This is a genomic window from Microvirgula curvata (assembly GCF_054781615.1).
The window spans coordinates 81,698-107,468 of record NZ_BAAGUB010000032.1; the positions used below are offsets into that span (position 1 = coordinate 81,698).

General features: G+C 64.9%; 26 protein-coding genes. 15 read left to right on the top strand and 11 right to left on the bottom strand.

Features of this window, described 5'->3' with window-relative positions; translation table 11 throughout:
- Positions 1–39: 39 nt before the first annotated feature.
- Entirely contained in the window at positions 40–1,353 is a 1,314-nt protein-coding gene (locus ACYVG8_RS14320) for an MFS transporter (RefSeq protein WP_028498854.1), read from the top strand.
- A gap of 15 nt (positions 1,354–1,368) precedes the next feature.
- Here the strand turns inward: ACYVG8_RS14320 and ACYVG8_RS14325 are convergent, their stop codons facing one another.
- On the bottom strand, positions 1,369–3,183 hold the full coding sequence (locus tag ACYVG8_RS14325) for an extracellular solute-binding protein (protein ID WP_460746139.1): 1,815 nt from the start codon (positions 3,181–3,183) through the stop codon (positions 1,369–1,371).
- Between the two features lie 93 nt (positions 3,184–3,276).
- Between ACYVG8_RS14325 and fabI the strand changes: the two genes are divergently transcribed.
- Positions 3,277–4,071, top strand: coding sequence for an enoyl-ACP reductase FabI (fabI, locus tag ACYVG8_RS14330; RefSeq protein WP_028498855.1), 795 nt, complete (start codon positions 3,277–3,279; stop codon positions 4,069–4,071).
- 198 nt (positions 4,072–4,269) lie between these two features.
- Entirely contained in the window at positions 4,270–5,919 is a 1,650-nt protein-coding gene (locus tag ACYVG8_RS14335) for a methyl-accepting chemotaxis protein (RefSeq protein ID WP_460746140.1), read from the top strand.
- On the opposite strand, the gene ACYVG8_RS14340 is transcribed toward ACYVG8_RS14335, so the two are convergent.
- The 3 genes from ACYVG8_RS14340 to ACYVG8_RS14350 all read right to left on the bottom strand — a co-directional run bounded on the left by ACYVG8_RS14340 (position 5,916) and on the right by ACYVG8_RS14350 (position 8,606).
- Positions 5,916–6,356: a DUF411 domain-containing protein gene (locus ACYVG8_RS14340; RefSeq protein WP_051528763.1), complete on the bottom strand. Its 441-nt coding sequence runs from the start codon at positions 6,354–6,356 to the stop codon at positions 5,916–5,918. The two genes, ACYVG8_RS14335 and ACYVG8_RS14340, sit on opposite strands and share 4 nt — an antisense overlap.
- Before the next feature lie 94 nt (positions 6,357–6,450).
- Positions 6,451–6,774, bottom strand: a complete 324-nt coding sequence (locus ACYVG8_RS14345; protein WP_112692371.1) for a hypothetical protein — start codon at positions 6,772–6,774, stop codon at positions 6,451–6,453.
- Positions 6,775–6,776: 2 nt separating this feature from the next.
- Positions 6,777–8,606: a methyl-accepting chemotaxis protein gene (locus ACYVG8_RS14350; RefSeq protein WP_460746142.1), complete on the bottom strand. Its 1,830-nt coding sequence runs from the start codon at positions 8,604–8,606 to the stop codon at positions 6,777–6,779.
- Positions 8,607–8,772: 166 nt separating this feature from the next.
- On the opposite strand from ACYVG8_RS14350, the gene ACYVG8_RS14355 reads away from it, so the two are divergent.
- On the top strand, positions 8,773–9,129 hold the full coding sequence (locus tag ACYVG8_RS14355; protein WP_028498859.1) for a DUF423 domain-containing protein: 357 nt from the start codon (positions 8,773–8,775) through the stop codon (positions 9,127–9,129).
- An 89-nt stretch (positions 9,130–9,218) separates the two neighbouring features.
- Here ACYVG8_RS14355 and rpmE read toward each other — a convergent pair whose 3' ends face one another.
- From rpmE to ACYVG8_RS14380, 5 genes are all read right to left on the bottom strand, one after another.
- Positions 9,219–9,434, bottom strand: a complete 216-nt coding sequence (rpmE, locus tag ACYVG8_RS14360) for a 50S ribosomal protein L31 (protein WP_028498860.1) — start codon at positions 9,432–9,434, stop codon at positions 9,219–9,221.
- A 121-nt stretch (positions 9,435–9,555) separates the two neighbouring features.
- Positions 9,556–10,929, bottom strand: coding sequence for a cysteine--tRNA ligase (cysS, locus tag ACYVG8_RS14365; protein WP_028498861.1), 1,374 nt, complete (start codon positions 10,927–10,929; stop codon positions 9,556–9,558).
- Between the two features lie 60 nt (positions 10,930–10,989).
- Positions 10,990–11,196, bottom strand: a complete 207-nt coding sequence (locus ACYVG8_RS14370) for a SlyX family protein (RefSeq protein WP_028498862.1) — start codon at positions 11,194–11,196, stop codon at positions 10,990–10,992.
- A gap of 116 nt (positions 11,197–11,312) precedes the next feature.
- The gene (locus tag ACYVG8_RS14375; RefSeq protein WP_107889701.1) at positions 11,313–12,236 is read right to left on the bottom strand and encodes a glycerophosphodiester phosphodiesterase family protein; all 924 of its coding nucleotides are present in this window, start codon (positions 12,234–12,236) and stop codon (positions 11,313–11,315) included.
- Between the two features lie 153 nt (positions 12,237–12,389).
- Positions 12,390–12,935 carry a YfaZ family outer membrane protein gene (locus ACYVG8_RS14380; RefSeq protein WP_051528764.1) on the bottom strand — a complete coding sequence of 182 codons (546 nt, stop codon included), beginning with the start codon at positions 12,933–12,935 and terminating at the stop codon, positions 12,390–12,392.
- Between the two features lie 307 nt (positions 12,936–13,242).
- Between ACYVG8_RS14380 and prpB the strand changes: the two genes are divergently transcribed.
- The 3 genes from prpB (at position 13,243) to ACYVG8_RS14395 (ending at position 16,881) form a co-directional block, all read left to right on the top strand.
- Complete coding sequence (gene prpB / locus ACYVG8_RS14385) at positions 13,243–14,121, top strand: methylisocitrate lyase (RefSeq protein WP_028498864.1); 879 nt, start codon at positions 13,243–13,245, stop codon at positions 14,119–14,121.
- Positions 14,122–14,191: 70 nt separating this feature from the next.
- Positions 14,192–15,340: a bifunctional 2-methylcitrate synthase/citrate synthase gene (gene prpC, locus ACYVG8_RS14390; protein WP_028498865.1), complete on the top strand. Its 1,149-nt coding sequence runs from the start codon at positions 14,192–14,194 to the stop codon at positions 15,338–15,340.
- Positions 15,341–15,429: 89 nt separating this feature from the next.
- Complete coding sequence (locus tag ACYVG8_RS14395; RefSeq protein ID WP_028498866.1) at positions 15,430–16,881, top strand: bifunctional 2-methylcitrate dehydratase/aconitate hydratase; 1,452 nt, start codon at positions 15,430–15,432, stop codon at positions 16,879–16,881.
- A 64-nt stretch (positions 16,882–16,945) separates the two neighbouring features.
- Here the strand turns inward: ACYVG8_RS14395 and ACYVG8_RS14400 are convergent, their stop codons facing one another.
- Positions 16,946–17,527, bottom strand: coding sequence for a helix-turn-helix domain-containing protein (locus ACYVG8_RS14400; protein ID WP_028498867.1), 582 nt, complete (start codon positions 17,525–17,527; stop codon positions 16,946–16,948).
- A gap of 133 nt (positions 17,528–17,660) precedes the next feature.
- On the opposite strand from ACYVG8_RS14400, the gene ACYVG8_RS14405 reads away from it, so the two are divergent.
- Both ACYVG8_RS14405 and ACYVG8_RS14410 read left to right on the top strand, forming a co-directional pair.
- Positions 17,661–18,575 carry a DMT family transporter gene (locus tag ACYVG8_RS14405; protein WP_028498868.1) on the top strand — a complete coding sequence of 305 codons (915 nt, stop codon included), beginning with the start codon at positions 17,661–17,663 and terminating at the stop codon, positions 18,573–18,575.
- Between the two features lie 176 nt (positions 18,576–18,751).
- Positions 18,752–19,516, top strand: a complete 765-nt coding sequence (locus ACYVG8_RS14410) for a hypothetical protein (protein WP_199489787.1) — start codon at positions 18,752–18,754, stop codon at positions 19,514–19,516.
- Positions 19,517–19,599: 83 nt separating this feature from the next.
- Here ACYVG8_RS14410 and mmuM read toward each other — a convergent pair whose 3' ends face one another.
- Positions 19,600–20,553, bottom strand: a complete 954-nt coding sequence (gene mmuM, locus ACYVG8_RS14415) for a homocysteine S-methyltransferase (RefSeq protein ID WP_036385624.1) — start codon at positions 20,551–20,553, stop codon at positions 19,600–19,602.
- A gap of 287 nt (positions 20,554–20,840) precedes the next feature.
- On the opposite strand from mmuM, the gene ACYVG8_RS14420 reads away from it, so the two are divergent.
- The 6 genes from ACYVG8_RS14420 (at position 20,841) to ACYVG8_RS14445 (ending at position 25,709) form a co-directional block, all read left to right on the top strand.
- Entirely contained in the window at positions 20,841–21,377 is a 537-nt protein-coding gene (locus tag ACYVG8_RS14420) for a septation protein A (protein WP_028498870.1), read from the top strand.
- Positions 21,377–21,673, top strand: a complete 297-nt coding sequence (locus ACYVG8_RS14425; RefSeq protein ID WP_028498871.1) for a YciI family protein — start codon at positions 21,377–21,379, stop codon at positions 21,671–21,673. Before ACYVG8_RS14420 ends, ACYVG8_RS14425 begins: the two co-directional genes overlap by 1 nt.
- 2 nt (positions 21,674–21,675) lie before the next feature.
- Positions 21,676–21,936 (top strand): BolA family protein, encoded by a 261-nt coding sequence (locus ACYVG8_RS14430; RefSeq protein WP_028498872.1) that lies wholly within the window; start codon positions 21,676–21,678, stop codon positions 21,934–21,936.
- A 23-nt stretch (positions 21,937–21,959) separates the two neighbouring features.
- On the top strand, positions 21,960–22,748 hold the full coding sequence (locus ACYVG8_RS14435; protein ID WP_028498873.1) for a peptidylprolyl isomerase: 789 nt from the start codon (positions 21,960–21,962) through the stop codon (positions 22,746–22,748).
- 79 nt (positions 22,749–22,827) lie between these two features.
- On the top strand, positions 22,828–23,601 hold the full coding sequence (locus tag ACYVG8_RS14440) for a peptidylprolyl isomerase (RefSeq protein WP_460746145.1): 774 nt from the start codon (positions 22,828–22,830) through the stop codon (positions 23,599–23,601).
- A gap of 320 nt (positions 23,602–23,921) precedes the next feature.
- On the top strand, positions 23,922–25,709 hold the full coding sequence (locus ACYVG8_RS14445) for a DEAD/DEAH box helicase (protein ID WP_107889700.1): 1,788 nt from the start codon (positions 23,922–23,924) through the stop codon (positions 25,707–25,709).
- Positions 25,710–25,771 lie beyond the last annotated feature (62 nt).

Below are 25,771 nucleotides of genomic sequence, written 5' to 3' on the forward strand. Positions count from 1 at the left end.
TGCGGGTATCCTTTCGCCCTCCGTATCCGAAAGGCTGCTGTGGCCTCGTCCTTTGCCTTCTTCCCGACCCGTCGTTTCCTGCCGCTTTTCTGCACCCAGTTTCTGGGCGCGCTGAACGACAACCTGCTGAAAACCGCCTTCCTGGTGCTGGTCAGCTATGCCGGGCTGTCCTTCGCCGGCCTGCCGCCGGCGCAGATCGTCAACATGGCCGCCGGCGTGTTCATCCTGCCGTTCTTCCTGTTTTCGGCCACGGCCGGCCGGCTGGCGGAGAAAATCGACAAATCGCGGGTCGCGCACTGGGTCAAGATTGCCGAAGTCGCCATCATGCTGCTGGCCGCCTGGGGCTTCTATACCCACACCGTCGGCGCCCTGCTGACCGCGCTGTTCCTGATGGGCGCCCATTCGACGTTCTTCGGCCCGGTCAAATACGCGGTCCTGCCGCAGCATCTGCGCGAGCACGAGCTGATCGGCGGTAACGGCCTGATCGAAATGGGAACCTTTGTCGCCATTCTGGTCGGCCAGATCGGCGGCGCGCTGATGGTCCAGTCCGGCTCGCACACCACGGTCGGGATTCTGGTCGCGGTCGCCCTCGCCGGCCTGCTGGCCAGCCTGCTGATTCCGGCCGCCCCGGCCCCCGCTCCGAAGCTGCGCCTGTCAGCCAATATCGCCGGCGATACCTGGGTGCTGCTGCGCCGGGTGCGCCGCTATCCGGATGTTGGCTCGGCCATCATGGGCATTTCCTGGTTCTGGCTGCTCGGCGCGGTCTATACCACCCAGTTGCCGACGTTTACCCGGCTGCACCTCGGCGGCGACGCCAATGTGTATACGCTGATTCTGGCGCTGTTCTCGATCGGCATTGCCAGCGGATCGATCCTGTGCGCAAAGCTGTCGGCCGGCCGGCTCCAGCTCGGTCTGGTGCTGCTGGGCGGCGCCGGCATGACCCTGTTCGGCATCGATCTGTTCCTGTCCACCCATGCCCCGTGGCAGGGCCCGCTGCTGTCGATGGCCACTTTCCTGACCAGCCCGGCACACTGGCGCGACATGGCCGACCTGTTTCTGCTCGGCGTGTCCGGCGGCTTCTTCACCGTGCCGCTGTACACCTGGCTGCAGACTGCCGCACCGGAGGATTTCCGTGCCCAGGCCATTGCGGCGAACAATATCGTCAACGGTCTGTACATGGTGGCCGCTACCGTCGCCAGCGCCGTGGTGCTGGCGCTGACCGACAGTATCTCGCTGCTGTTCCTGCTGGTGTCGCTCGGCAATCTGCTCGCCATGCTGCTGCTGTGCCGCCGGGCACCGAGGATCTGGCGCGAACGGCTGGCGTGGATTGGCGGGGCCAGGCAGGCGCCCTGACGCGGCAGGCACGGGTCAGCCGGCGCGCCCCGCCCCGTCGTCCGCGTCGGCATCCCGCGTTGCCGGCCGCACTTCCCACCAGGTGCGGATCACCCAGTCCAGCGGCTGGTAGTAGCGCGGCAGCGTCTTCGGGTAGCCAAAGCGGTTCCAGTAGGCAATGCGGTGCCTGGCCAGGTGCCAGTTCGGCACCATCAGGTAGTCGGCACGCAGCACGCGGTCGAGCGCATGGCTGGCCGTGACCAGCTGTTCGCGATTCTGGAAACGGGTGAACTCGCCAAGCAGGTGATCAACCACCGGGCTCTTCAGCCCGACGGTATTGGTCGACCCGCGCGATTCGGCGGTTTTCGAGCCGAAGAACTCGAACATCTCGTTGCCCGGCGACAGCGACATCGGATAGACGGCCACAGTCATGTCGAAATCGAAATCATCACTGCGCTGCTGGTAGATCGCCGGATCGACCGTCCGCACGCTGAGCAGGATGCCGAGCCGGGCCAGATTCCGCGCGTACGGCGCGATGATGCGCTCATAGGTCTTGGAAAAGGTCAGGAACTCCAGTTCCAGCGGCCGGCCGCGCGCATCGACCCGCTGCGCGCCGCGCATCGGGTAGCCGGCCTCGGTCAGCAGCGCCGCCGCCCGGCGCAGATTGGCGCGCAGCGCCGCCGGCGAGCCATTGTCCGGTGCCGTGACTGCCGGGCCAAAGACCGCTGGCGGCAGTTGCCCGCGATACGGTTCCAGCAGTTTCAGCTCGGCCGCCGACGGCATGCCCTGCGCCGCCAGCTCGCTGTTGGAAAAGTAGCTATTACTGCGCGAGTACTGGTCATAGAACAGCTTGTGGTTGGCCCACTCGAAATCGAAGGCCAGCACCATGGCCTCGCGCACGCGACGGTCCTGGAACGGCGCCCGGCGCAGATTCATCGCGAAGCCCTGCATTCCCTGCGGGTTCTGGTGCGGAAAGGTCGCCTTGACGATGCGGCCATCGTCGAAGCGCTCGCCACGGTAGCCGCGCGCCCACTGCTTGGCGATATTTTCCGACGACACATCGTATTCGCCAGCCTTGAACGATTCCAGTCGCACCGTGTCGTCACGCAGATAGCGGAACACCACCTGGTCGAAATTGAACATGCCGCGCCGGACCGGCAGGTCACGGGCCCAGTAGTCATCACGGCGCTCGAACACGCTCTGCCGGCCAAGCTGATAGCTTTTCAGCCGGTACGGACCGCTGCCGATCGGCGCGATCAGCGTCCGTTCGCCGAGTGGCTTGCCATTGCCCCACTTGCGCGAAAAAATCGGCAGCTCGGCAATGATCATGTGCAGCTCGGCATTGCGCTCGCGAAAGTCGAACCGCACCGTCAGCGGGCCGACCGCCACCGCGCGGGTAATGTCGGCCCAGTAGAAGCGGTAACGCGGGTGGGCCGACTTGTCACGGGTCAGGGCATTGAACGACGCGACCACATCGGCCGCCAGGACCGGGTCGCCATTGCTGAAGCGGGCGCGCGGATTCAGGTGAAAGGTCACCGACTTGCCGTCCGGCGCCAGCCGCATGTCGTCCGCAAGCAGCCCGTACAGCGAGAATGGCTCGTCCAGCGATTTTTCCGCCAGCGTATCGAACATCAGCGCGGCGACGCCAGCCTCCTTGTCGCCCTTCAGCGTAAACGGATTCAGCGTGTCGAAGCTGCCCAGCGCAGGCAGTCGCAGACGCCCTCCCCTGGGCGCGTCGCCGTTCACGTAATCGAACTGGCGGAAGCCGGCCGGGTATTTGGGCGTATAGCCGAGCGCCACCGATGAGGAGGCCATGGCGGCGGGTGCGACGCAGGCGAGAGCCACCGTCATCAGGACTGCAGGGAGTAGGCGCATCGGGACCAGGCAGCGGGTTGTGGTCTGACACGCTATAATCGCGCAATTCCAACCGAGAAGGATAGCCAAATGGGATTTCTGCAGGGCAAGAAGATCCTGATCACCGGACTGCTCTCCAACCGTTCCATCGCCTACGGCATCGCCGAAGCCTGTAAGCGTGAAGGCGCTGAACTGGCCTTTACCTATGTGAGCGACAAGCTCAAGGATCGCGTGGCCGATCTGGCGAAGAACGATTTCGGCAGCGAACTGGTGCTGAAGTGCGACGTCACCGTGGACGAGGACATCGACCAGCTGTTTGTCGAGCTCGGCCAGCACTGGGACGGCCTTGACGGTCTGGTCCATGCCATCGCCTTTGCACCGCGCGAATCGCTGGAAGGCAACTTCCTCGACAGCCTGTCGCGCGAGGCGTTCCGCGTCGCGCACGACGTGTCGTCGTACAGCTTCCCGGCGCTGGCCAAGGCCGCGCGTCCGATGATGCAGGGGCGCAATGGTGCACTGCTCGCACTGACCTACCTCGGCGCCGTGCGCGCCGTGCCGCACTACAATGTGATGGGCCTGGCCAAGGCCAGCCTGGAAGCCAGCGTGCGCTTTACCGCGTCGGCAGTCGGCCGTGACGGGATCCGTGCCAACGGCATTTCCGCCGGTCCGATCAAGACCCTCGCCGCTTCCGGCATTTCCGGCTTCTCCAAGTTGCTGAAAATGGCTGCATCCAACTCGCCGCTGCACCGCAATGTGACGATCGAGGAAGTCGGCAACACGGCCGCTTTCCTGCTGTCCGATCTGTCGTCGGGCATTACCGGCGAAATCACCTATGTGGATGCCGGCTATTCGATCAACGCGTTGAACGCGCCTGACGAAGAATAAGTCGCCAGCACCCGGAAAGGACGCCAGCCCCACAGGCTGGCGTCCTTTGTTTTGTCTGCGGCCGGCTTGAATCTCCATCCCGCCGGCAAAAACTGTTGTCCTTGTTTCAAGCGCGCGTTCCCTGTTTCGATGCCACTCCGGGCCGATATCATCGCGGGCATCGAATTTGCCCGTCAGCACCAAACAGAGGACCCTCCCTTGAACAGATTCAGGATTGGCCACCGCCTGGCCATCGCATTCGGCGCCATTACCTTGTTGCTGATCAGCATGGCCATGCTGGTTATTTTCGGCGTCAGACAAATCGAGCAGGATACGTTGGGCGTTTCCGACAACAGCCTGCCGATGCTGGAAAATGCCTCCCAGCTGGAGATTCTCCAGTTGCGGGAACGCATCCTGCTGCGTGACCTGGTATTGACCAGCGACCCGATATTAATGGTCAGCTACAGCCAGGAATTGAAGCAGTTGCAGGCGGACATGATGAGCCTGTTCAATAAACAGCAAAAACTGCTGGCCCGCTTCGACCGAAGCAGTCCCATTCATGCGCTGGCAGCCAGCATCCGCGACCGGTACCAGGCACTCAAGCCGGCCCAGCTGGACATTCTCAGGCTCGGGCTGGCCAATCGCCATGACGAGGCCACCGCGGCACTGATCAGGCAGAAGCCGCGCCATCTGGAATTGATGCAATTGCTCGAGCAGCTGAATCACCAGTCCTCCGTGCTCGCCAACCAGGGGGCGCTGAATGCCGAGCAGACGGCAGAAGGACTGTTCAGTATTGCCGCCGGCATCTCCGCATTCTGCCTGCTGCTGACGCTGATCATCGCCATCGCCATTACCCGTTCCATCACCCGGCCGCTGGCCCAGGCCGTTGCCAGTGCCGATCGTGTCGCGTCCGGCGACCTGCGCCCGACGGCTGTCGAGGCCGGCCATGATGAAATCGCCGTACTGCTGCACAGGCTGGACAGCATGCGCCTCTCGCTGGTCAAGGCGATCGGCAGCGTGCACCACGGCGTCAGCCGGACCAGCGAACTGGCCGGCAGCCTGTCCACCTCATCCACCCGGGTCGAAACCGCTTCCCATGCCCAGAACGAGGCGGCGGCGGCGGCGACAGCTTCCATCGAGCAACTGACCGTCAGCATCAGCCAGGTCGCGGATACCGCAGCCGACCTGTACCATCATGCACACTCCAGCCATGACACGGCCGGTATCGGCAAGATGCGCCTGCAGGCGCTGATCACGGAGATGGCCGGCGTCACCGGGTCGGTGGATGCGGTATCCAGCACGGTGCTGGCCTTTATCAGCGATACCCGCCGGATCGCCAGCATGACCGGAGAAGTTCGCGATATCGCCGACCAGACCAATCTGCTGGCGCTGAATGCGGCCATCGAGGCCGCACGCGCCGGGGAAAGTGGTCGCGGCTTCGCCGTGGTCGCCGATGAAGTGCGCAAGCTGGCGGAAAAGTCGGCCCACTCGGCCAATGCCATCGCCGCGGTCACGCAGCAACTGGAGCAGCGCTCCAGCCAGCTGGAATCCGCACTGGACAACAGCCGGAACGCGCTTGCCCGCAGTGTGCAGGGCATCGGCCAGGTCGAGACCGCGTTCGACGACTGCGAAGCCGCCGTCAGCGCCACCAGCCGCAGCGCCGATCTGATTGCCGCCTCGGTGCACGAGCAGAAAGTCGCCAGCACGGAGATCGCCCACCACATGGAGCAGGTCGCGCAGATGGCAGAAGAAAACACCGCCATCGTTCATACCGTATCGGGCAACACGCAGGATATGGAGCGTCTTGCCCTCGATCTGAACGAGGCGGTGGCCTGGTTTACCCTGCCGGGCAAGCCGGCATCGGCTTAGCGCTGCGCGTAGACGCGGGTCTTGCCATCAGCGGTAAAGGCAATTACCGCATACGGATGGTTGCCCGGCAGATCCATGCCGGGCGCGCTCTGCGGCATGCCGGGTGCAGCCAGCCCGGCCAGCTTCGGCTTTTCCTTCAGCACGCGGCTCACCAGATCGGCCGGTACGTGTCCTTCGAACACATAGCCGCCGATCTGCGCGGTGTGGCATGAACGCAATGCCACCGGCACATGGTTCTTTTCCTTGACCGGCGTGACGTCATCGAGGGCAACGCTCTTGACCCGGAAACCATTTTTTTCCAGATGCTGCGCCCATTTGTCGCAGCACAGGCAGCCCTGGTTCTTGTACATGGTCACATCGCGCACCGCGGCCTGGGTCAGCGGAGAGGCAAGCAGGAACAGCACCGCCAGCGTGGCGGCAGAGGAAGGGTATTTCATTGGGTGAACTCCTGTTCGGGCGGCATGGCCGGCCCGTTTGTGGCAAGCGCCGGCGCGGTCAGCTGACCGTCCGGCAATCGGCTGGCACGGGAATTCAGGCCCGGGGCGGGCGCTCGGGCGGTGCCCAGGTACGGCCGGCAGGCAGCGCCGCCACGGCCGCGACCACAGGTGGCAGCAGTGGCATGACCGTCCCCGGCATGGCGGCCGGCAAGGCCGGCAGTGAAGGCGAACAGCAGTCGGGCTGCGCCGGCGTACGATTCGGACAAGGGGCCGATCCGCATTTCCTGTCATCCATGCCGTCCATGCCGGCATGGGCCGACAGGCCGGCTGCCACGACCGGCATGCGCATCGATGCCGCGTGCACCGGCGCCAGCGCCAGGGCAACGATCAGGCAGAACATGCGCAGCAGGGTCGTCATGATCAGGCTTTTGCGGTATTCATTTCAGCCGCGCTCTGGTCGAGCAGGCTCTGTGCATCGAAGCCGACCCGCAGGGCGCCCCACGGGCGGCCACCAACCGTCACCGGCAGCGCCAGCTCGGACAGGATTTCGCCGGTGTCGCGCATGTAGGTCTGCAGCAGGAACGGCTGCCGGTTGCGCGCGGAACGCAGCCCGGTCGGGTCGTTGAACATGCGCTTGTCGCGACTGGCCTGCAGGTCGACGGCAGGGTCACCGGTCAGCGGTTGCGAGTTGCGGCTGATATGGGTCGGTGCATAGCCGTTTTCGTCGACCAGCAGCGCAAAGCGGCCACCAGCCACCTCGGCGGTCAGCGCATCGTAGACGACCTGCAGTTCCCGCTCGACGCGGGCGTCGTAGCTGGTGTGGAATTTCTGCGGATTGGTGCCGGCAATCGGCTGGTAGTGGCGGTCGAACAGGTTCAGGCCCTGGGCCTGCCATTCGTTCAGCCGCGCTTCCAGTGCGTCGCGCTGCTGGCGCGACAGCTGCAGGGTGCGGTCGAACTCGCCCTCGCCGATCACGAAGCGGCTGACCAGCTCCTGCACCTGCTCGGTTGCGCTCGACAGGTCGCGCGACACCGCCGCCGAATGCGTGAGCTTGTCGCGCACGCCGGACGACAGTTCGCGGATCTCGCACACATTGGCATTGACCTGGGAATTGTTGCCGGCAAACGTGTGCATGGTGCTGGCAATGTCGGCCAGGCTGGCCGACGTGTGCTCGAAATCGTCGACCATGGTGACGAAGTGATGCGATGCACGGTCGACCACTTCGGTCGCGAACTGGGTGTCGGCAGTGATTTCCAGCGTTTCCTGCTGCGTGGTGACCACCAGCCCGACCATGGTTTCGATATTGCCGGAGATTTCATCGGTGGCGCCGCGCACGCGCTCGGCCAGCTTGCGCACCTCGTCGGCGACCACGGCGAAACCGCGGCCGGATTCGCCGGCGCGCGCGGCCTCGATGGCGGCGTTCAGCGCCAGCAGATTGGTCTGCTCGGCAATTTCCTTGATCAGGTTGAGGATTTCCTTGATCGACGTCGAACGCTGGTTCAGTTCGCTGACGGTCACATTGAAGTGGGCGATGCGTTCGCTGACCGCACCGATCCGCCTGGCCACCTCGTCCAGTTCGACCCGGGTTTCGCGGGCCAGATTCAGGTTGGCCGCCGTGGTATCGGCAATGCGCAGCGTTTCGCCGGACACCTCGTTGATGCCGGAGGTGTTCTGCTCGCTGGCCGAACCGACCTGGGTGGCCAGCGTCTCCTGCTTTTCCGCCGAGCCGAGCGATTCGTTGACGTTCTTCAGCGAACGCGCCGATTCCATCGCGATGCGGACCGACATCAGCCGCACCTGGCTGATGATTTCGCGGATTTTCTTCAGGAAGCGGTTGTAGGCCTCGGACAGGTCGCGGATTTCGTCATAGGTCATGGCCGGAATGGTGCGCGACAGGTCACCGACGCCTTCGCCGATATCATTGAAGATGTCGATGATCATGCGGATCGGCCGTACGATCAGGAAGCGCAGGTACCAGAACATGAAGCCGATAAAGGCGAACGACATCACCCACAGTGCGACGGCGCCATACAGCGCCTGGTCCAGCAGCGACTGGACATCGGCACGGGTGGCGACGGACAGCTGTGCATCCTGCGTCAGCGCGGTACGAATGCCGTCACTGGTGTGCCACACCAGCAACACGAAGCCGAGTTGCAGCACCGAGATGAGGAACAGGCTGCCCAGTTTTCGCGACAGCGAATTCCAGAACGTCTTTTCGACAAAGCGGTATGCCTGCAGGAAACCGTCCATTCTTCCTCCCCCTGCTGTTTTTACTTTGAGAAGCTATTTGACGCATGAATATATAGGATTGTGCTGTTTGCCGCTCGCACAATCCATTCCGCATGGACAAAACTTGCGGGCGGGTTGACCGGCGGCAAGCCCGGCGGCAAGCTTCGGCCTTTTGCAGGGGTATTACATGCGGGCAACCGTTCTGGCAGGCATGGTACTGATGTTCTTCGGCGTGGCTTTCGGCGCATTTGGCGCCCATGCACTCGCCCCGCAGTTGTCGCCACAACAGGCCGGCTGGTGGCATACCGCGGTCCAGTACCAGTTCTGGCATGCCGCCGCCCTGATCGCGCTTGCCGGGCTCGGGCGGCCGCAACTGGCACAGGCGGCCGGCGTGCTGCTGATCGGTACGCTGCTGTTCTGCGGCACCCTGTACGCGATGGCGCTCGGCGCCCCGCTCTGGCTCGGCATGGTCACCCCGGTCGGCGGCACGCTGCTGCTGATCGGCTGGGCACTGGCGATCTGGACCTACCTGCGCTGCCGCTGATCCCGGAACGACAACGCCCCGCGCCAAAGCGCGGGGCGTGAAAAAAGACAGCCGGGGCTGTCTTTTCCGATCGGGGCGATCGCCGTCGATTACGAACGGGCGAACTTGCCGAACTTTTGCTTGAACTTGTCGATGCGGCCTGCCGTGTCCATCACCTTTTGCTTGCCGGTGTAGAACGGGTGGCATTCCGAGCAGACTTCAACGTGGAAGCTGTCTTTGCCCAGCGTGGAACGGGTCTTGAACTTGTTGCCGCAGGAGCAGTTCACTTCCAGGTCGGTGTAATCCGGGTGAATATCGGTCTTCATGATTTTTCCTTGGTGTCGGGTGCAGGGGTTTTGCCTGCACTGCTTTACGAAAGGGGCGCATTGTAGCGGTTTTCGGCCCGCCCGGATAGTCCCCTGGCCAGGCCGTCGCTGCACTGCCGGCCTATGCACGTCTCCATGTGGTGCCTTGCGGGCCATCTTCAAGCACGACATGGTCCGCCGCCAGCTGATCGCGGATACGGTCGGACTCGGCCCAGTTGCGTGCGGCACGGGCCTCGCGGCGCGCGGCGATCAGCGCGTCGATCTGCCCGGCGGACAGCGCGCCTTCCAGCGTCCCGCCCTGCAGGAACTCGCTCGGCTCGCGCTGCAGCAGGCCGAGCACGCCACCCAGCGCCCGCAGCAGGCCGGCATCGGCAGCCGATTTGCTGCGGTTCACCTCGTTGGCCAGCTCGAACAGCACCGCGCTGGCCTCGGCGGTATTGAAGTCGTCATCCATCGCCGCCTTGAAGCGTCGGGCGAAATCGTTGCCGGTCCAGTCGATGTCGACCTGGTCGGCGCCAACCAGCCGCAGCGCGGTATACAGCCGCGACAGCGCCCCTTTGGCGTCTTCCAGGTGGGCATCCGAGTAGTTCAGCGGGCTGCGGTAGTGTGCACGCAGGATGAAGAAGCGCACCACTTCGGCATCGAATTTCTGCAGCACTTCACGGATGGTGAAGAAATTGCCAAGCGACTTCGACATCTTCTCGTTGTCGACGCGGATAAAGCCGTTGTGCATCCAGTAGTTGACGAAGGTGTGATCGTGCGCGCCCTCGCTCTGGGCAATCTCGTTCTCGTGGTGCGGGAACTGCAGGTCGGCGCCGCCGCCATGAATGTCGAAATGGTCGCCGAAATAGTGCTCGTTCATCGCCGAGCACTCGATGTGCCAGCCCGGACGGCCCTGCCCCCACGGACTCGGCCAGGCCGGCTCGCCGGGTTTGGCCGCCTTCCACAGCACGAAGTCCATCGGATCGCGCTTGTTCGGATCGACTTCGACGCGCTCGCCGGCGCGCAGGTCGTCCAGCGACTTGCCGGACAGCTTGCCGTAGCCGGGAAACTCGCGCACCGCGTAGTACACGTCGCCATTCGGCGCCGGGTAGGCACGGCCCTTGTCGATCAGGGTCTCGATCATCGCCTGCATGTCCGGCACGAACTGGGTGGCACGCGGTTCGAAATCCGGCTTGCGCACGCCGAGTGCGGCGGCGTCCTCGTCCATCGCGTCGATAAAGCGCTGGGTCAGGACATTGATCGGTTCCTGGTTCTCGGCCGCGCGGCGGATGATCTTGTCGTCGATGTCGGTGATGTTGCGCACATAGGTCAGGTCATAGCCTTCGGCCCGCAGCCAGCGCGCCACCATGTCGAATACCACCATCACCCGCGCGTGCCCGAGGTGACAGTAGTCGTAGACGGTCATCCCGCAGACGTACATGTTGACCTTGCCCGGGTGGATCGGCTTGAAGACTTCCTTTTGACGGGAAAGGGTGTTGTAAAGGTGGAGCATGGTGGGTTCCATCACAGTCGATCGGATCATTGTAACAAAGCTGTCAAGCCCGGCCGGCGGCTAATAATGCGGCGGCACGTCGTCCAGCAGCGAACGCGCCGGGGCATCCGACGGCGATTGCGTGCGCATTTGCTGGTACAGCAGGCGCAGCTGTTGCTGCAGCTGGTCGATCTGCTGTTGCTGGCGGGCCACGCTCAGGTTGAGCGCATCGAGCAGCTCGTCCTGAAACGCGATCCGGACTTCGAGTTCGGACAGGCGGGATTCCATCGGGACACTCCTCGGGAACAGCGGCAGGGAGCGCGATTGTAACGCAGCGCGTCAGCCTGCTGGCAGGGCAGACCGCCGCCGGGTCGCGGCGGGAAGCGCACGGCCCCGCCCCTGCGTCAGTTGCCGGTCCCCGGCACGCCGCGCATCGCCCGTGGCGAATCCACCATGACCGCATCGACGCCAAGGGCGGCTGCGGCACGATAGTCGTCGGCCGTATTGACGCCGATGGCGAGAATCCGCACCGGCGCCACGCTGCGGAAGCAGGCCACCGAGGCCGGCGTCCACAGTGTGGCCCGTACCGGGCTGCGCCCTTCCCCCAGCGTGAACTTTTCCACCACGTCGAGCGCGCGCCGGTACTCGAATGCCGCCCATACCGGTCTGGCCGGTGCATCCACGCACTGCTGCTGCAGCGCGACCTGCGCCAGCCGGCCGCGCGTCGCGTCGCGCGACTCGAACAGCCTGGCCCGTGGATAGGCAGCGAAGGCCTGCTGATACGCGGCCTCGGTCGAGTACAGCGTGGCCCGGTCCCAGGCATGGGCGTGATCCAGCACCCGGGCCACCGCGTCGGCCTGCGGACCGGCCGGCAGTGCCTTCATGTCCAGCATGACCGGCATGCCGGGCGGCAGGCTGGCCAGCGCTTCGCGCAGCGTGGGGATCGGTACCGGCCGGTCACGATAAGGATAGGTGATGGCGCCCTGGCTGTCGGTGGCCCGGAACTGCCAGCCGGCATTCAGCTGCTGCAGCTGCTCGACGGTCTTGTCGGCCACCGGGCCACTGCCATCGGTATTGGCGGCCAGATCGGCCGGGCGATACAGTACCGGCACGCCATCACGGCTCAGCTGCACGCTCAGCCACATCGCGTCGGCGCCATTGCGCAATGCCGTGCGAATGGCGACCAGGGTGTTTTCCGGCGCGTCGGCCGCGCCGGCGCGGTGAGCCACCAGCAGCGGGCGGGAGCCGGCAGCAGCCGGCGGCGCTTGCGGCGAGCTGCAGGCGCCGAGGCCGATGGCGAGGGCACACAGGGCAATATTGCGATACATCGGGGCGTCCTTTTCATTCAGGATGATGAAGCCCCGAGTGTGACCCGTCCGGCATGCCGGCAACGACTGCAGTACGCTGCCGGCCGGCCGAACTGGCTTTTTTGCAACACCTCCCACCCGCACTTGCCAGCTACTGCATAGCCCGCCGGCGTATCAGAAGCGCAGTGCGGCGCCGATGTACGGGCCGTCAGCCAGCGTGCGGTTGTCACGGCCGTTGTCGAACTCGACCCGGTTGTAGCGATAACCGACGGTCAGTGCCAGCGGCTTGATCGGTACGAAGCGCGCGCCGATTTCGCTGTCGACATAGCTGTGCAGCGTGCCGGACGCCATGCCGCCGCTGGCGCCATAGGCCTGGGCAAAGACGCCGAACGAATTGCCGAGGCCGAGGTCGACCCGGCCACCGATCGGCAGCGCCCACTCGTCATGCCCGGCGACATCGATGTACTCGGCTTTGGCGCCGGCCGTCAGCAGCGCGCTGCCCAGCGGCAGGGAAAAGGTCAGGCCAAGCCCGGCCGTCTGGTCGTCGTCGTCGTGCCGCGAGCTGTGCAGCCAGTCGCCGGTCAGGCCAAAGCCGCCGCTGGTCGGCACGTAGTAGGCGGACTGGAACTCATTGCCGAACTGCGCACCCAATTCCGAAGCCTGGGCTGCGCCCCCGGCCAGGGCCGTACAGAGAATGGCCAGCGTGCTGATCCTGTTCATGACTGATTCCTCGTCGTTGTCGATTGTCGGTTTCCTGATGGATTGCCCGGGCGTCTGTGCACCCGGTGCGGTGGCAATTTTAACGTATCACAGTGTATGTATGTGTTTCCAGGCAGCAGGAAATGCTGCGGAAAATGTAACAAAGCGGATGGCATGCCACGTCCGGCACAAAACGGCATTGGCAACACCATCATGGCAATCCGGCTGTCCGACAGTTTGCGAACAAACCAAGCACTTGCTAGAATCACCCCCACACCAGTCACAGCAACGGTCCGGACAGACCGGTGCGCCAAGGAGAAACGACACTATGCCTACCCCCGGTCAACGCTTCCGCGACGCTGTCGCCAACGAGAAACCGCTGCAGGTCGTCGGCGCCATCAACGCCTACGCCGCGCGGCTGGCTGAACACAGCGGCTTCAAGGCGCTCTATCTGTCCGGCGGCGGGGTGGCAGCCGGCTCGTGCGGCATTCCCGACCTCGGCATCACCACACTGGAAGACGTGCTGATCGACGTCCGTCGCATCACCGACACCACGGATCTGCCGCTGCTGGTCGACATCGATACCGGCTGGGGCGGCGCGTTCAATATCGCCCGCGCCATCCGCTCGCTGGAAAAGGCCGGTGCCGCCGCCGTGCATATCGAAGACCAGGTGCAGCAGAAGCGCTGCGGCCACCGCCCGAACAAGGCCATCGTGCCGCAGGACGAGATGGTCGACCGCGTCAAGGCCGCCGTCGACGCCCGCATCGATCCGTCCTTCGTGATCATGGCCCGCACCGACGCCCTGGCAGTCGAGGGGCTGGAAGCAGCCATTGACCGTGCCCGCGCCTGCGTCGAAGCCGGCGCCGACATGATCTTCCCGGAAGCCATCACCGAGCTGTCGATGTACCGCCAGTTCGCCGAAGCGGTCGGCGTGCCGGTGCTCGCCAATATCACCGAATTCGGCGCCACGCCGCTGTACACCACCAGCGAACTTGCCGCCAATGGCGTCAGCATGGTGCTGTACCCGCTGTCGGCCTTCCGTGCCATGAGCCAGGCCGCCCTGTCGGTCTACGGTGCGATCCGCCGCGACGGCACCCAGCAGAATGTCGTCGACCTGATGCAGAGCCGTGCCGACCTGTACCAGCATCTCGGCTACCACAGCTACGAGCAGAAGCTCGACGCGCTGTTCGCCTCCGGCCGGCAATAACACTTCGCCCGGCGGGCGCCCCGTTCAAACAACATCCGCCCGCCCCGCCCGTCTACAAAGGAGAACCGTCATGTCCGAAGTCGTCATCACCGGCAAGCCGAAGAAGTCGGTCGCCCTGTCCGGCGTCGCCGCCGGCAATACCGCACTGTGCACCGTCGGCCGCAGCGGCAACGACCTGCACTATCGCGGCTACGACATCCTCGATATCGCCACGGCCTGCGAGTTCGAGGAAATCGCCTACCTGCTGGTCCACGGCAAGCTGCCGAACATCGCCGAGCTGGCCGGCTACAAGAAAAAACTGAAAGCCCTGCGCGGCCTGCCGGCCAGCGTCAAGGCCGTGCTCGAAGCCCTGCCGGCCGCCAGCCACCCGATGGACGTGATGCGTACCGCCGTGTCGGCGCTCGGCTGCACGCTGCCGGAAAAGGACGACCACAACGCCCCCGGCGCGCGTGATATCGCCGACCGCCTGATCGCCTCGCTCGGCTCCGCGCTGCTGTACTGGTACCACTTCGCCACCAACGGCAAGCGCATCGACGTGGAAACCGACGACGACACGGTTGGCGGCCACTTCCTGCACCTGCTGCACGGCGAGAAACCGTCGGCACTGTGGGTACGCGCAATGCACACCTCGCTGGTGCTGTACGCCGAGCACGAATTCAACGCCTCGACCTTTACCGGCCGCGTCATTGCCGGTACCGGGTCCGACATGTACTCGGCCATTACCGGTGCCATCGGCGCGCTGCGCGGTCCGAAGCACGGCGGCGCGAATGAAGTCGCCTTCGAGGTGCAGAAGCGCTACGAAAGCCCGGACGAGGCGGAAGCCGACATCCGCGCCCGCGTCGAACGCAAGGAAGTCGTCATCGGCTTCGGCCACCCGGTGTACACGCTGTCCGACCCGCGCAACAAGGTCATCAAGGAAGTCGCGCGCGAGCTGTCGGTCGAAGCCGGCGACCTGAAGATGTTCTCGATCGCCGAACGGCTCGAGAGCGTGATGTGGGACATCAAGAAGATGTTCCCGAACCTCGACTGGTTCAGCGCCGTCAGCTACCACATGATGGGCGTGCCGACCGCCATGTTCACCCCGCTGTTCGTCATCGCCCGCACGACCGGCTGGGCTGCACACGTGATCGAACAGCGTGAAGATGGCAAGATCATCCGTCCGAGCGCCAACTACTTCGGTCCGGAAGACCTCACCTTCGTACCGATCGAGCAGCGCTGAGCTGCTCCGGCCCCGCCCCCGTGGCGGGGTCTGCATACCGACACGACCGGCCCCCGCGCCGGCACCACGATTCACTGCAAGGGAAAAACATGTCCGCCCACATCTCCAACGTCCGCCCCGATCCGGATCAGGTCCTCGTCGACATCGCCAACTACGTCGCCGATGTGGCCATCGAATCGCCGGAAGCCTGGAACACTGCCCGCCTGTGTCTGATGGACACGCTCGGCTGCGGCCTCGAAGCCCTGTCCTACCCGGCCTGCACCAAGCTGATGGGCCCGATCGTTCCCGGCACGCTGGTGCCGAACGGCGCCAAGGTGCCGGGCACCCAGTTCCAGCTCGATCCGGTCCAGGCCGCGTTCAACATCGGCGCAATGATCCGCTGGCTGGACTTCAACGACACCTGGCTCGCTGCCGAGTGGGGCCACCCGTCCGACAACCTTGGCGGCATTCTTGCCACGGCCGACTGGGTGTCGCGTGAGCGCGTATCCCGTGGCCAGGCGCCGCTGACCATGCGCGACGTGCTCGAAGCCATGATCAAGGCGCATGAAATCCAGGGCTGCATCGCCATCGAGAACAGCTTCAACAAGGTCGGTCTCGACCACGTGGTACTGGTCAAGGTCGCATCCGCCGCCGTCTGCGCCAAGCTGATGGGCGCCAGCAAGGAAGAAATCGTCAATGCCGTGTCGCAGGCCTTCGTCGATGGCCAGAGCCTGCGCACCTATCGTCACGCCCCGAACACCGGTTCGCGCAAGAGCTGGGCCGCCGGCGACGCGACCAGCCGCGCCGTGCGCCTGGCCCTGTTCACCATGAAGGGCGAAATGGGCATCCCGGGCGTGCTGTCGGCCAAGACCTGGGGCTTCTACGACGTGCTGTTCAAGGGCAACCCGTTCAAGTTCCAGCGCGGCTATGGCAGCTACGTGATGGAAAAGGTGCTGTTCAAGATCTCGTTCCCGGCCGAATTCCACAGCCAGACCGCCGTCGAATGCGCGATGACGCTGAATGCCAGACTCGCTGCCGCCGGCAAGTCTGCCGCCGACATCCGGAAGGTCACCATCCGTACCCATGAAGCGTGCATCCGCATCATCGACAAGAAGGGCCCGCTGTCGAACCCGGCTGACCGCGACCATTGCATCCAGTACATGGTTGCCGTGCCGCTGCTGTTCGGTCGCCTGACCGCCGCCGACTACGAAGACGTGATCGCCGCCGATCCGCGCATCGACGTGCTGCGCGACAAGATCGTCTGCGTGGAAGACCCGCAATTCACCCGCGACTACCACGATCCGGAAAAGCGCAGCATCGCCAACGCGCTGACGGTCGAACTCAACGACGGCACCACGCTGGACGAAGTGGTCTGCGAATACCCGATCGGCCACCAGCGCCGCCGCACCGACGGCATCCCGCTGCTGGAAGCCAAGTTCCGCACCAACCTGGCCCGCCGCTTCCCGCAAAAGCAGCAGGAAGCGATCTTTGCCCTGTGCAATGACGCGAAGACCCTGCTCGACACGCCGGTGAATGCCTTCACCGACCTGTGGGTCATCTGACCTTCCTGTCTTCAGGCCAAAAACCCCGGATCTTGCGATCCGGGGTTTTTTGTTGGCCGGGTGCCTATGAGTGCTCGATCAGCATGACGGCCATGGTGTCCGCTTCCAGTGCCTCGAACACGTGCGCCGTGTCCGCCGAGTAACTGATGTAGTCACCGGCCGCCAGTTCGACCGGCTGTTCCACCGGGCCGATCCGCGCCCGCCCGGCGCCAACGATCACGTGCTCGATGGTGCCGGGCAGATGCGGACCGGACAGCCGGGGCGCACCGGGCTGGACCCTGATCCGGTAGAGATCGCGCTGCGTCCCGGCCGGGCACGCGGCCAGCAGCGTTGCCGCATAGTTGCCCTGCTCGGAGACGGTTGCCGCTCCCTCGCCGGCACGGATCACCTGCACATGCCGGCGCGGCTGGCCGATCAGCCGGGTGACCTGGACATCAAGCGCCATGGCCAGCGACCACAGCGTTTCCAGGCTCGGGTTGCCGATACCGGCTTCAAGCTGTGACAGCGTCGACTTGGCAATGCCGGCCCGTCTGGCCAGTTCGGTCACCGACAGACCCAGCCGCTCGCGCTCGCGGCGGATCGATGCAGACAGCAGTCCGATCGGGGTATGCGCTTTCAGCGCGGCAGCATCCGGGGAATCCTTCATTCGTTCACCATGTCATTCATTTGTTCGACTTGACGAACGATAGCCGATAATTCAGCATATCGGTCAATCGTTCGGTTTAACGGATTGTAGCCGCAGGCAGCACCGCGGCCAATCGTCGACAAAGGAATTCTGCATGAACCCCAGGACTCGTGGCGCACTGGAAATGACAGCGGCCATGACCATCTCCGGCACGGTCGGCTGGCTGGTCATCGAAACCGGGCAGACAGCCCCGACCGTGGTGTTCTGGCGCTGCGTATTCGGCGCCGTGGCCATGCTGGTTGCCTGTGCGCTGCGCGGCCAGCTGCGGCCGGGCATGCTCAGCGCACGCCAGCTGGGCATCGTGCTGCTCGGAGGGGTCGCGCTGGTGCTGAACTGGACGCTGCTGTTCGCTGCCTACCCGCTGGCTTCGATCTCGGTCGCCACGGTCACCTATCACACCCAGCCGTTCATGCTGACCGCACTGGGCGTGCTGCTGTTCGGTGAGCGGCTGACGGGAGACAAGGCTGGCTGGCTGCTGATCGCCTTTGCCGGCATGGTGCTGATCGTCACCGGCGGGCAGACCGCCGGCGGAACCGGCTCGAACTATCTCGCCGGCATCGGCATGGCGCTGGGGGCGGCATTCTTCTATGCCATTGCAGCAGCGATCGCCAAGCAGCTGAAAACCGTTTCGCCCTATCTGATCGTGCTGGTGCAGATGCTCGTCGGCTCGGTGCTGCTGGCGCCGTTCGCCGGTCTTGCCACCCTGCCGGCAGACAGCGGGGCCTGGGCGCTGCTGGTCACGATCGGCGTGGTCCATACCGGCCTGATGTCGACCCTGCTGTATGCCGCGATCCAGAAGATTCCGACCAGCCTGGTCGGGGCGCTGTCCTTCATCTATCCGGTGGTCGCCATCCTGGTGGACCGGGCGGTATTCGGCCACCGGCTGGACCTGATCCAGTGGCTCGGCACGGCCGCCATCCTGGCTGCGGCAGCAGGCATGAACTTCGGCTGGAAGCTGCTGCCGGGCAGGCGTTTCCCGCGTGACCGGCACCGGTCTCCCCCGGCCTGAAAACAGCTGCAACAATCTGCAACAGCCGGCCCTGTCCGCACGACAAGGGCCTACTATTCAGCGTGAAGGCACCGGCGCATGAACGGTGCCATGACCTCAAGGTCATCGTGCCCAGGCCCCCGGGACCCGATGACGCTCCCCCCGGCGGCACCTCATGAATCAAAGGAGAGCCGCTGATGCGCTATCTGCTTGTCGCCCTGTCACTGATGCTTGGCCCCGCTGCCTGTACCCAGGCCCGGATCGGCATCGGCGTTGCCACGCCAGGGCTTGCCATCGGCATCGACATCCCGGTGTACCCGGATCTGGTCCGGGTGCCGGGCTATCCGGTCTACTACTACCCGGACGCCGGCACCAACTACTTCTTCTACGACGGACTGTACTGGGTATTCCAGGGCGACAACTGGTACCGGAGCAACAGGTACAACGGCCCCTGGCAGTGGGTCGGGCCCGAATACGTGCCGCTGTATGTGCTGCAGGTACCGGTGCGCTACTACCGCTATCCGCCACCGTACTTCCGCGGCTGGCATGCCGACCAGCCGCCACGCTGGGGCGACCGCTGGGGACACGACTGGGAAGCCCGCCGTCCGGGACGGGATCACCGGGAGCCGTACGCAGCCCCGGCGCCGTTGCCATCCTATCCGCAGCCATACCAGGGGAACCGCGCTCCCCGCTCGACGGAACAACAGTACGGAATCCGGTCACAGCCCGCGCCGCGTCCGCCGGGGCCTCCGCAAGGCCGGTACCCGGATCAGCCGCGCGCAGCGGACGGCATGCCGCACGGCCCGCGGGGGCAGCAGGACGGAGAAGACGGGCGTCCGCATGACGGGCCGGACGGGCAGCGGCAGCAACATCAGAGGCCACGGCAGGACTACCCCGGGCATCAGCAGGGAGAATCGCATCAACGGGGCGCGAGGCAGTCGTTCCCCGACCCGCAGCCGTAAGGCCGATACCCTCTGTTCCGGCGCCAGCGGGTTGAGTGGAAGGCACACTGGCCAAGGCCGGTGTGCCGGGATCACCGGCGCGGCTACTGCGTCAGCGTGTCTGCCCACGCCGCCACCGCACGGATATCGTCCGGCGTGGTCCGGCAGCAACCGCCGATCAGCCGGGCGCCGGCCGCATGCCAGCCCCGCGCCGACTCGGCAAAGCGACTGGCGTCAGCCTGGCCGTGCCAGCACTTGTGTTCGGGATCATAGTCCTCGCCCGAGTTCGGATAGACCAGGACCGGCTTGCGGGTGGTGGCCGCCGCTGCGGCCACCAGTGACGGAATATGCGCCGGCGCGGTGCAGTTGATGCCGACCGCAACCACTTGCGCAAAGCCGTCCAGCGCCGCCACGCACTCGGCCAGCGGCGTGCCGTCGCTGACATGTGCGTCATCGCGGCAGCTGAAGCTGATCCATGCCCGTGCAGCGGGGAAGGATTCCGCCAGCAGGCGGGCAATGGCCAGCGCCTCGTCCAGGCATGGCAGGGTTTCGCAGGCCAGCAGGTCCGGTTCCGCCGCCAGCAGCTCGACCAGCCGCGGCCGGTGGAAAGCCATCAGCGCGTCGATATCCAGCCCGTAGTGGCCGCGGTACTCGGAGCCGTCGGCCAGCATGGCGCCGTACGGGCCGACCGACGCCGCCACCAGCGGCCGCGAACGGCCAGCATGGTGTTCTGCCCGGGCCCAGAATGCGTCACGCGCCTCGCGGGCCAGTTCGACCGAACGGCGCATCAGCGTGCCGGCAGCGGCAGCGTCCAGCCCGCGCCGGGCAAAGCCCTCGAACGTGGCCTGATAGCTGGCGGTGGTGGCGACATCGGCACCGGCAGCGTAATAGTCTTCATGCACCTGACGAATCAGCGCCGGTGCTTCCATCAGCACCCGGGCGGACCACAGCGGATCGTTCAGGTCACAACCGCGGCGTTCAAGTTCGGTGGCCAGGGCACCATCGAGAATCATCAGCGGTCGGGCAGCCAGCAGGGCCGCGATCGGGTCGGTCGTCATGGTCAAGCTTTCCTTAATGCGGAAACGGTACAAAGGGAGGGCTCCAGCATAACGGAGCGCCGCGCGCGACGCGATGCTTGCCGACAGCCCCCAGCGGCGTAAACTTCCGGGATGGCTACATCAGGCGGGCATGCATGATTGCCGTGGCGCCGAATGCGCCGACGGATACCCATTTTGTCCGGTGCGGTAATACGCTGCCGGAAAACAGACCGGTTTTTTCCATTGTCGACGGCAACGGACCGCACTCCGGTTGCCGCCAGCCCCACCCCCCTGCATAATCTCCCGCCATGAAATTCCTTTCCGACCTGCTTCCGGTCCTGCTGTTCTTCGTCGCCTACTACATTACGCGCGACATGTTTGTCGCGACCGGCGTGGCCATCGCCTCCACCGCCATCCAGGTCGGTCTGGCCTGGTACCGCCATCGCAAGATCGAAACCATGCAATGGGTATCGCTCGGTCTGATTGTCGTACTCGGCGGCCTGACGTTGCTGCTGCACGACAAGCGCTTCATCATGTGGAAGCCGACCGCGCTGTACTGGGCCATGGCCATCGGCATCGCCGTCAGTGAATGGATCTTCAGGAAGAGCCCGCTGAAAGCCATGATGGGCGCGCAGATGACGCTGCCCGAGCCGGTATGGCGCAAACTGGCGCTGGCCTGGGTTGCCTTTTTCGCCGCCATGGGCGCACTCAATCTTTTCGTCGCCTGGACCTTCAGCGAAGAAGTCTGGGTCAATTTCAAACTCTTTGGCGGGATGGGCCTGATGTTCGCCTTTGTGCTGGCACAGGGCTTCGCACTCTCCCGCTACATCGAGGACAAATCCTGATGCTATACGCCCTTATCGGCCAGGATCGCCCCGGCTCGCTCGACGCGCGCCTGGCCGCCCGCCCGGCTCATCTGGAACGCCTGCAGGCCCTGCAGAACGAAGGCCGTCTGGTGCTGGCCGGCCCCTGCCCGGCCATCGACAGCCCGGACCCGGGCCCGGCCGGCTTTACCGGCAGTGTCGTCGTCGCCGAGTTCCCGTCGCTGGCCGAGGCACGCGCCTGGGCCGATGCCGACCCGTATGTCGCCGCCGGCGTCTATGCGCAGGTCGACATCAAGCCGTTCAAGCGGGTGTTCTAGGCGTGAGCCTCGAACAACTGATCGCCGAGCGGCTCGCGTCGCTCGAACCGGAAAGCCTCATGCTGGATGATGAGTCCTCGCAGCACGCCGGCCATGCCGGCAACAGCGGCGGCGGACACTATCATCTGACTCTCGTCAGCGCGGCATTCACGGGCCTCAATGCCGTGGCCCGCCATCGTCTCGTCTACGGTCGCCTGAGCGACCTCATTCCGCACCGGATTCACGCCCTCTCGATCAAGGCTTACGCCCCGGACGAGTTGTGAACCGTCAACTGGAGAATCACCCCATGCGCATTCGTCATTCGCTTACCGCCATCGCCTTCTCGCTGCTCGCCGCCGGCGCCATTGCCGCCCCGGTCGCCGTCGTCAACGGCACCCAGATCCAGCAGTCGTCGCTGGACGAAGCCGCCACCGCCGTCGTCCGTGCCAGCAACGGCAAGGTCAAGGACACCCCGGAACTGCGCAATGAGCTGAAGCAGCAACTGATCAACCGCGAAATCATCCAGCAGGAAGCCACCCGCCGCGGTCTGGACAAGAGCGCGCAGTTCAAGCAACGCCTGGATGCCATCCGTGGCGACCTGCTGCAACAGTCGCTGTTCGAAGACATCGCCAAGCAAAGCCCGGTCAGCGACGCACAGATCCGCGCCGAATACGACAAGATCAAGGCCGCTGCCGCCGGCCAGAAGGAAGTCCACGCCCGCCAGATCACCGTGGGCACGGAAGCCGATGCGCAAGCCGTCATCGCCCAGCTGAAGAAGGGCGGCAGCTTCGAGGCACTGGCCAAGCAGAAGTCCAAGGACCCGGCTGCCAAGCAGAACGGTGGCGACATGGGCTGGGGCAACCTCGGCATGATGGCCAAGCCGCTGGCCGACGTGCTGAAGCCGCTGGGCAAGGGTCAGTACACCACGACCCCGTTCAAGACCGACCTCGGCTGGATGGTGTTCAAGGTTGAAGACACCCGCACCGCCAAGTTCCCGACCTTCGAAGAAGCGAAGGGCCAGCTGGGTCGCCAGATGCAGAATGCCGCAATCGAAAAGACCATTGCCGATCTGCGTGCCAAGGCCAAGATCCAGTAATATGGCTTTCCGGCGCCGCCGGTCTCCGGACCGGCGGCTTTTGACATCAGAAACTCTAAATCGACTGCACGACCATCACATGCGCAAACTTCTCACGCTGAGTCTGCTCGCCGCCACGCTCGCCGCGCCGGCCTTCTCCGCCCAGGGTATCCAGGTCAACGGCACGCTGGTGCCGCAGGCCCGTGTCGACGCCTTCGTCAAACAGATGACCGCCCAGGGCCAGCCGGACAGCCCCGAGCTGCGCAATGCCGCCCGTGACCGCGTGGTCATGACCGAGCTGCTGCGCCAGGAAGCCGTCAAGAAGGGCCTCGACAAGAGCCCCGAGTACAAGTCCGAGCTGGAAAACGTGCAGTCCGCGTTGCTGGCCAATCTGTATGTCCGCGATTTCATGAAGTCGCATCCGATCAGCGAGGCCGAACTCAAGGCCGAGTATGAGCAGATGAAGTCGCAGATGCACCAGAAGACCTACCACGCCCGTCATATCCTGGTGAAGACCGAAGCCGAAGCCAGGGCCGTCATCGACCAGCTGAAGAAAGGCAAGAAGTTCGAGGACCTGGCCCGCGCCAGGTCGCTGGACACCGGCAGCAAGGACAATGGCGGCGACCTCGGTTTTGTCGATCCGGCACAGCTGGTGCCCGAATTCGCCAATGTGATGACCAAGCTGGCCAAGGGCCAGATCACCCAGACCCCGGTCAAGAGCCAGTTCGGCTGGCACGTGATCCAGCTGGTCGACAGCAAGGACGCCGATTTCCCGCCGTTCGACCAGGTCAAGGCCCAGCTCGAACAGCAGGTGCAGGGCAAGCGCTTCGATGCGTTCCTGAACCAGCTCAAGACGCAGGCCAAGGTCCAGTAATCACGGCCCTGCTCCTGCATCCCGAAAAGCCGCCTCCGGGCGGTTTTTTCTTGCCCATCCTTGCCGCCCGCAGGAAAAATTTGCCGCCTGTGGCGACAGTGTGTATAGTGCGGCGCTTCGCTTAGCAAGCGCCTGATCACTGCAACTGGTGTGGTCAGGCTGCATCGAATCCCGGCCCCCGCCTGCTTCTGTTGATACGGCACCACGGTCTGTCTTCGATGTCTCGTGGTTTCCGTCGTCCCGCCGCCTCCTGCGAGCGGGTCTCAACGTCCGTATCCCGAACAGGCTGAGCGTCGTTTTGTTACCCAACAAGGATTCGCATGCAAGATCAAAACATTATCGCCGATACCGCCATCACCGCTGATACCGCCGCCGTTGACACCGTCAACGTCGCTGCTGCCGAAGCCGTTGAAGCCGTCACCGTCACCGTTGACAGCGCCGACGCCGGCAACGTGTTCGAGGCACTCGGCCTCGACGCCCGCCTGATCACGGCACTGGACAATCTGGGCATCAAGACCCCGACCCCGGTCCAGGCCGAAGCCATTCCCCTGCTGCTGAACAACCGTGACCTGATGGCCTCCGCCCAGACCGGTACCGGCAAGACCGCCGCCTTCCTGCTGCCGGCGCTGTCGCGTCTGCTGGAAGCCCCGGTCGGCCGCAGCCGTGGCCCGCGCATCCTGGTGCTGGCTCCGACCCGTGAACTGGTTCAGCAAGTGGCCAAGGCCGCTGAACAGTTCTCGACCAAGATTCCGCGCGTCAACGTCGTCAGCATCATCGGCGGCACCTCGTTCCGCATCCAGAACCAGATGCTGACCCGCCCGATCGAAGTGATGGTTGCCACCCCGGGCCGCCTGATCGACCAGATGAAGTCCGGCCGCATCGACTTCTCGCGCCTGGAAATGCTGATCCTCGACGAAGCCGACCGCATGCTGGACATGGGCTTCTCCGAAGACGTGCTGGAAATCTCCAGCCAGCTGCCGCGCAACCGTCAGACCGCCTTCTTCACCGCGACCATGACCCGCCGCGTGCTCGACTTCGCTGACGAATTGCTGCGCAATCCGGAAACGATCGAAATCGCCGCGCAAACCGCTCGCCACGAAAACATCGACCAGCAAGCGATCTACGTTGACGACCTCGACCACAAGCGTCGCATCGTCCGTCACCTGCTGGCCCAGGACAACGTGACCCAGGCCATCGTGTTCGTCGCCACCAAGCGCGACTGCGACACCCTGGCCGACGAACTGAACGTCGACGGCCTGCGCGCCGATCCGCTGCATGGCGACATGCAACAGCGCGACCGCAGCCGCACGCTGACCCGCCTGCGCAACGGCCAGACCGAAGTGCTGGTTGCCACCGACGTGGCCGCTCGCGGCATCGACGTCGCCGGCATCAGCCACGTGATCAACTTCGACCTGCCGCGCTTCGCCGAAGACTACGTTCACCGCGTGGGCCGTACCGGCCGCGCCGGCCAGACCGGCATCGCCGTGTCGCTGGTGGGCCGCAACGACCTGTTCCCGCTGAAGAAGATCGAACGCTTCACCGGCCAGAAACTGAACGTGACCGAAGTCGCCGGCATGGAAGCCCGCTTCAAGCCGCAAGACCGCCGCGAAGGCAGCGGTGGTGGCCGTGGCGGCTACGGTGGCAAGGGTGGCCGTCCGGGCCAGGGCCAGGGTCGCGGTGGTTACGGCGATCGCAACCGTGGTTTCGCTCCGCGTGACGGTGCTGCGCCGCAACGTCGCGAAGGCGGTTTCGCCCCGCGTGATGGTGGTGCCCCGCAACGTCGCGAAGGTGGCTTTGCCCCGCGTGACGGCGCCGCGCCGCAACGCCGCGAAGGTGGCTTTGCCCCGCGTGACGGTGGTGCCCCGCAACGTCGCGAAGGCGGCTACCCGCCGCGTGACGGCCAGGGCCAGCGCCGCGAAGGCGGTTTCGGCAACTCCCGTTTCGGCGGCCAGCGTGACGGCGAACCGCGTCGCGAAGGCGGCTTCAGCCAGGAAGGCCGTCGTGACGACAACCGCGAACGCCAGTGGGGTCAGCGTGATGACCGTCGCCCGAGCACCGGCAACACCGGTGGCAACGGCCGCCGCTACCCGGGCAACAGCGAGTATTGAGAGCTGCCGCGCGGGTTGATACCCGCCGACAGTCAAAAAATCCCGCTCCACCTTTACGGTGG

Coding starts and splice junctions, on each gene's coding strand:
- ACYVG8_RS14410 (WP_199489787.1), top strand. CDS start 18,752: ATGCGCTATCTGCTTGTCGCCCTGTCACTGATGCTTGGCCCCGCTGCC.
- ACYVG8_RS14340 (WP_051528763.1), bottom strand. CDS start 6,356: ATGAAATACCCTTCCTCTGCCGCCACGCTGGCGGTGCTGTTCCTGCTT.
- rpmE (WP_028498860.1), bottom strand. CDS start 9,434: ATGAAGACCGATATTCACCCGGATTACACCGACCTGGAAGTGAACTGC.
- ACYVG8_RS14370 (WP_028498862.1), bottom strand. CDS start 11,196: ATGGAATCCCGCCTGTCCGAACTCGAAGTCCGGATCGCGTTTCAGGAC.
- ACYVG8_RS14380 (WP_051528764.1), bottom strand. CDS start 12,935: ATGAACAGGATCAGCACGCTGGCCATTCTCTGTACGGCCCTGGCCGGG.
- ACYVG8_RS14440 (WP_460746145.1), top strand. CDS start 22,828: ATGCGCAAACTTCTCACGCTGAGTCTGCTCGCCGCCACGCTCGCCGCG.
- ACYVG8_RS14345 (WP_112692371.1), bottom strand. CDS start 6,774: ATGACGACCCTGCTGCGCATGTTCTGCCTGATCGTTGCCCTGGCGCTG.
- ACYVG8_RS14375 (WP_107889701.1), bottom strand. CDS start 12,236: ATGTATCGCAATATTGCCCTGTGTGCCCTCGCCATCGGCCTCGGCGCC.
- mmuM (WP_036385624.1), bottom strand. CDS start 20,553: ATGACGACCGACCCGATCGCGGCCCTGCTGGCTGCCCGACCGCTGATG.
- ACYVG8_RS14435 (WP_028498873.1), top strand. CDS start 21,960: ATGCGCATTCGTCATTCGCTTACCGCCATCGCCTTCTCGCTGCTCGCC.
- prpB (WP_028498864.1), top strand. CDS start 13,243: ATGCCTACCCCCGGTCAACGCTTCCGCGACGCTGTCGCCAACGAGAAA.
- ACYVG8_RS14425 (WP_028498871.1), top strand. CDS start 21,377: ATGCTATACGCCCTTATCGGCCAGGATCGCCCCGGCTCGCTCGACGCG.
- cysS (WP_028498861.1), bottom strand. CDS start 10,929: ATGCTCCACCTTTACAACACCCTTTCCCGTCAAAAGGAAGTCTTCAAG.
- fabI (WP_028498855.1), top strand. CDS start 3,277: ATGGGATTTCTGCAGGGCAAGAAGATCCTGATCACCGGACTGCTCTCC.
- ACYVG8_RS14395 (WP_028498866.1), top strand. CDS start 15,430: ATGTCCGCCCACATCTCCAACGTCCGCCCCGATCCGGATCAGGTCCTC.
- ACYVG8_RS14405 (WP_028498868.1), top strand. CDS start 17,661: ATGAACCCCAGGACTCGTGGCGCACTGGAAATGACAGCGGCCATGACC.
- prpC (WP_028498865.1), top strand. CDS start 14,192: ATGTCCGAAGTCGTCATCACCGGCAAGCCGAAGAAGTCGGTCGCCCTG.
- ACYVG8_RS14325 (WP_460746139.1), bottom strand. CDS start 3,183: ATGACGGTGGCTCTCGCCTGCGTCGCACCCGCCGCCATGGCCTCCTCA.
- ACYVG8_RS14400 (WP_028498867.1), bottom strand. CDS start 17,527: ATGAAGGATTCCCCGGATGCTGCCGCGCTGAAAGCGCATACCCCGATC.
- ACYVG8_RS14445 (WP_107889700.1), top strand. CDS start 23,922: ATGCAAGATCAAAACATTATCGCCGATACCGCCATCACCGCTGATACC.
- ACYVG8_RS14420 (WP_028498870.1), top strand. CDS start 20,841: ATGAAATTCCTTTCCGACCTGCTTCCGGTCCTGCTGTTCTTCGTCGCC.
- ACYVG8_RS14355 (WP_028498859.1), top strand. CDS start 8,773: ATGCGGGCAACCGTTCTGGCAGGCATGGTACTGATGTTCTTCGGCGTG.
- ACYVG8_RS14350 (WP_460746142.1), bottom strand. CDS start 8,606: ATGGACGGTTTCCTGCAGGCATACCGCTTTGTCGAAAAGACGTTCTGG.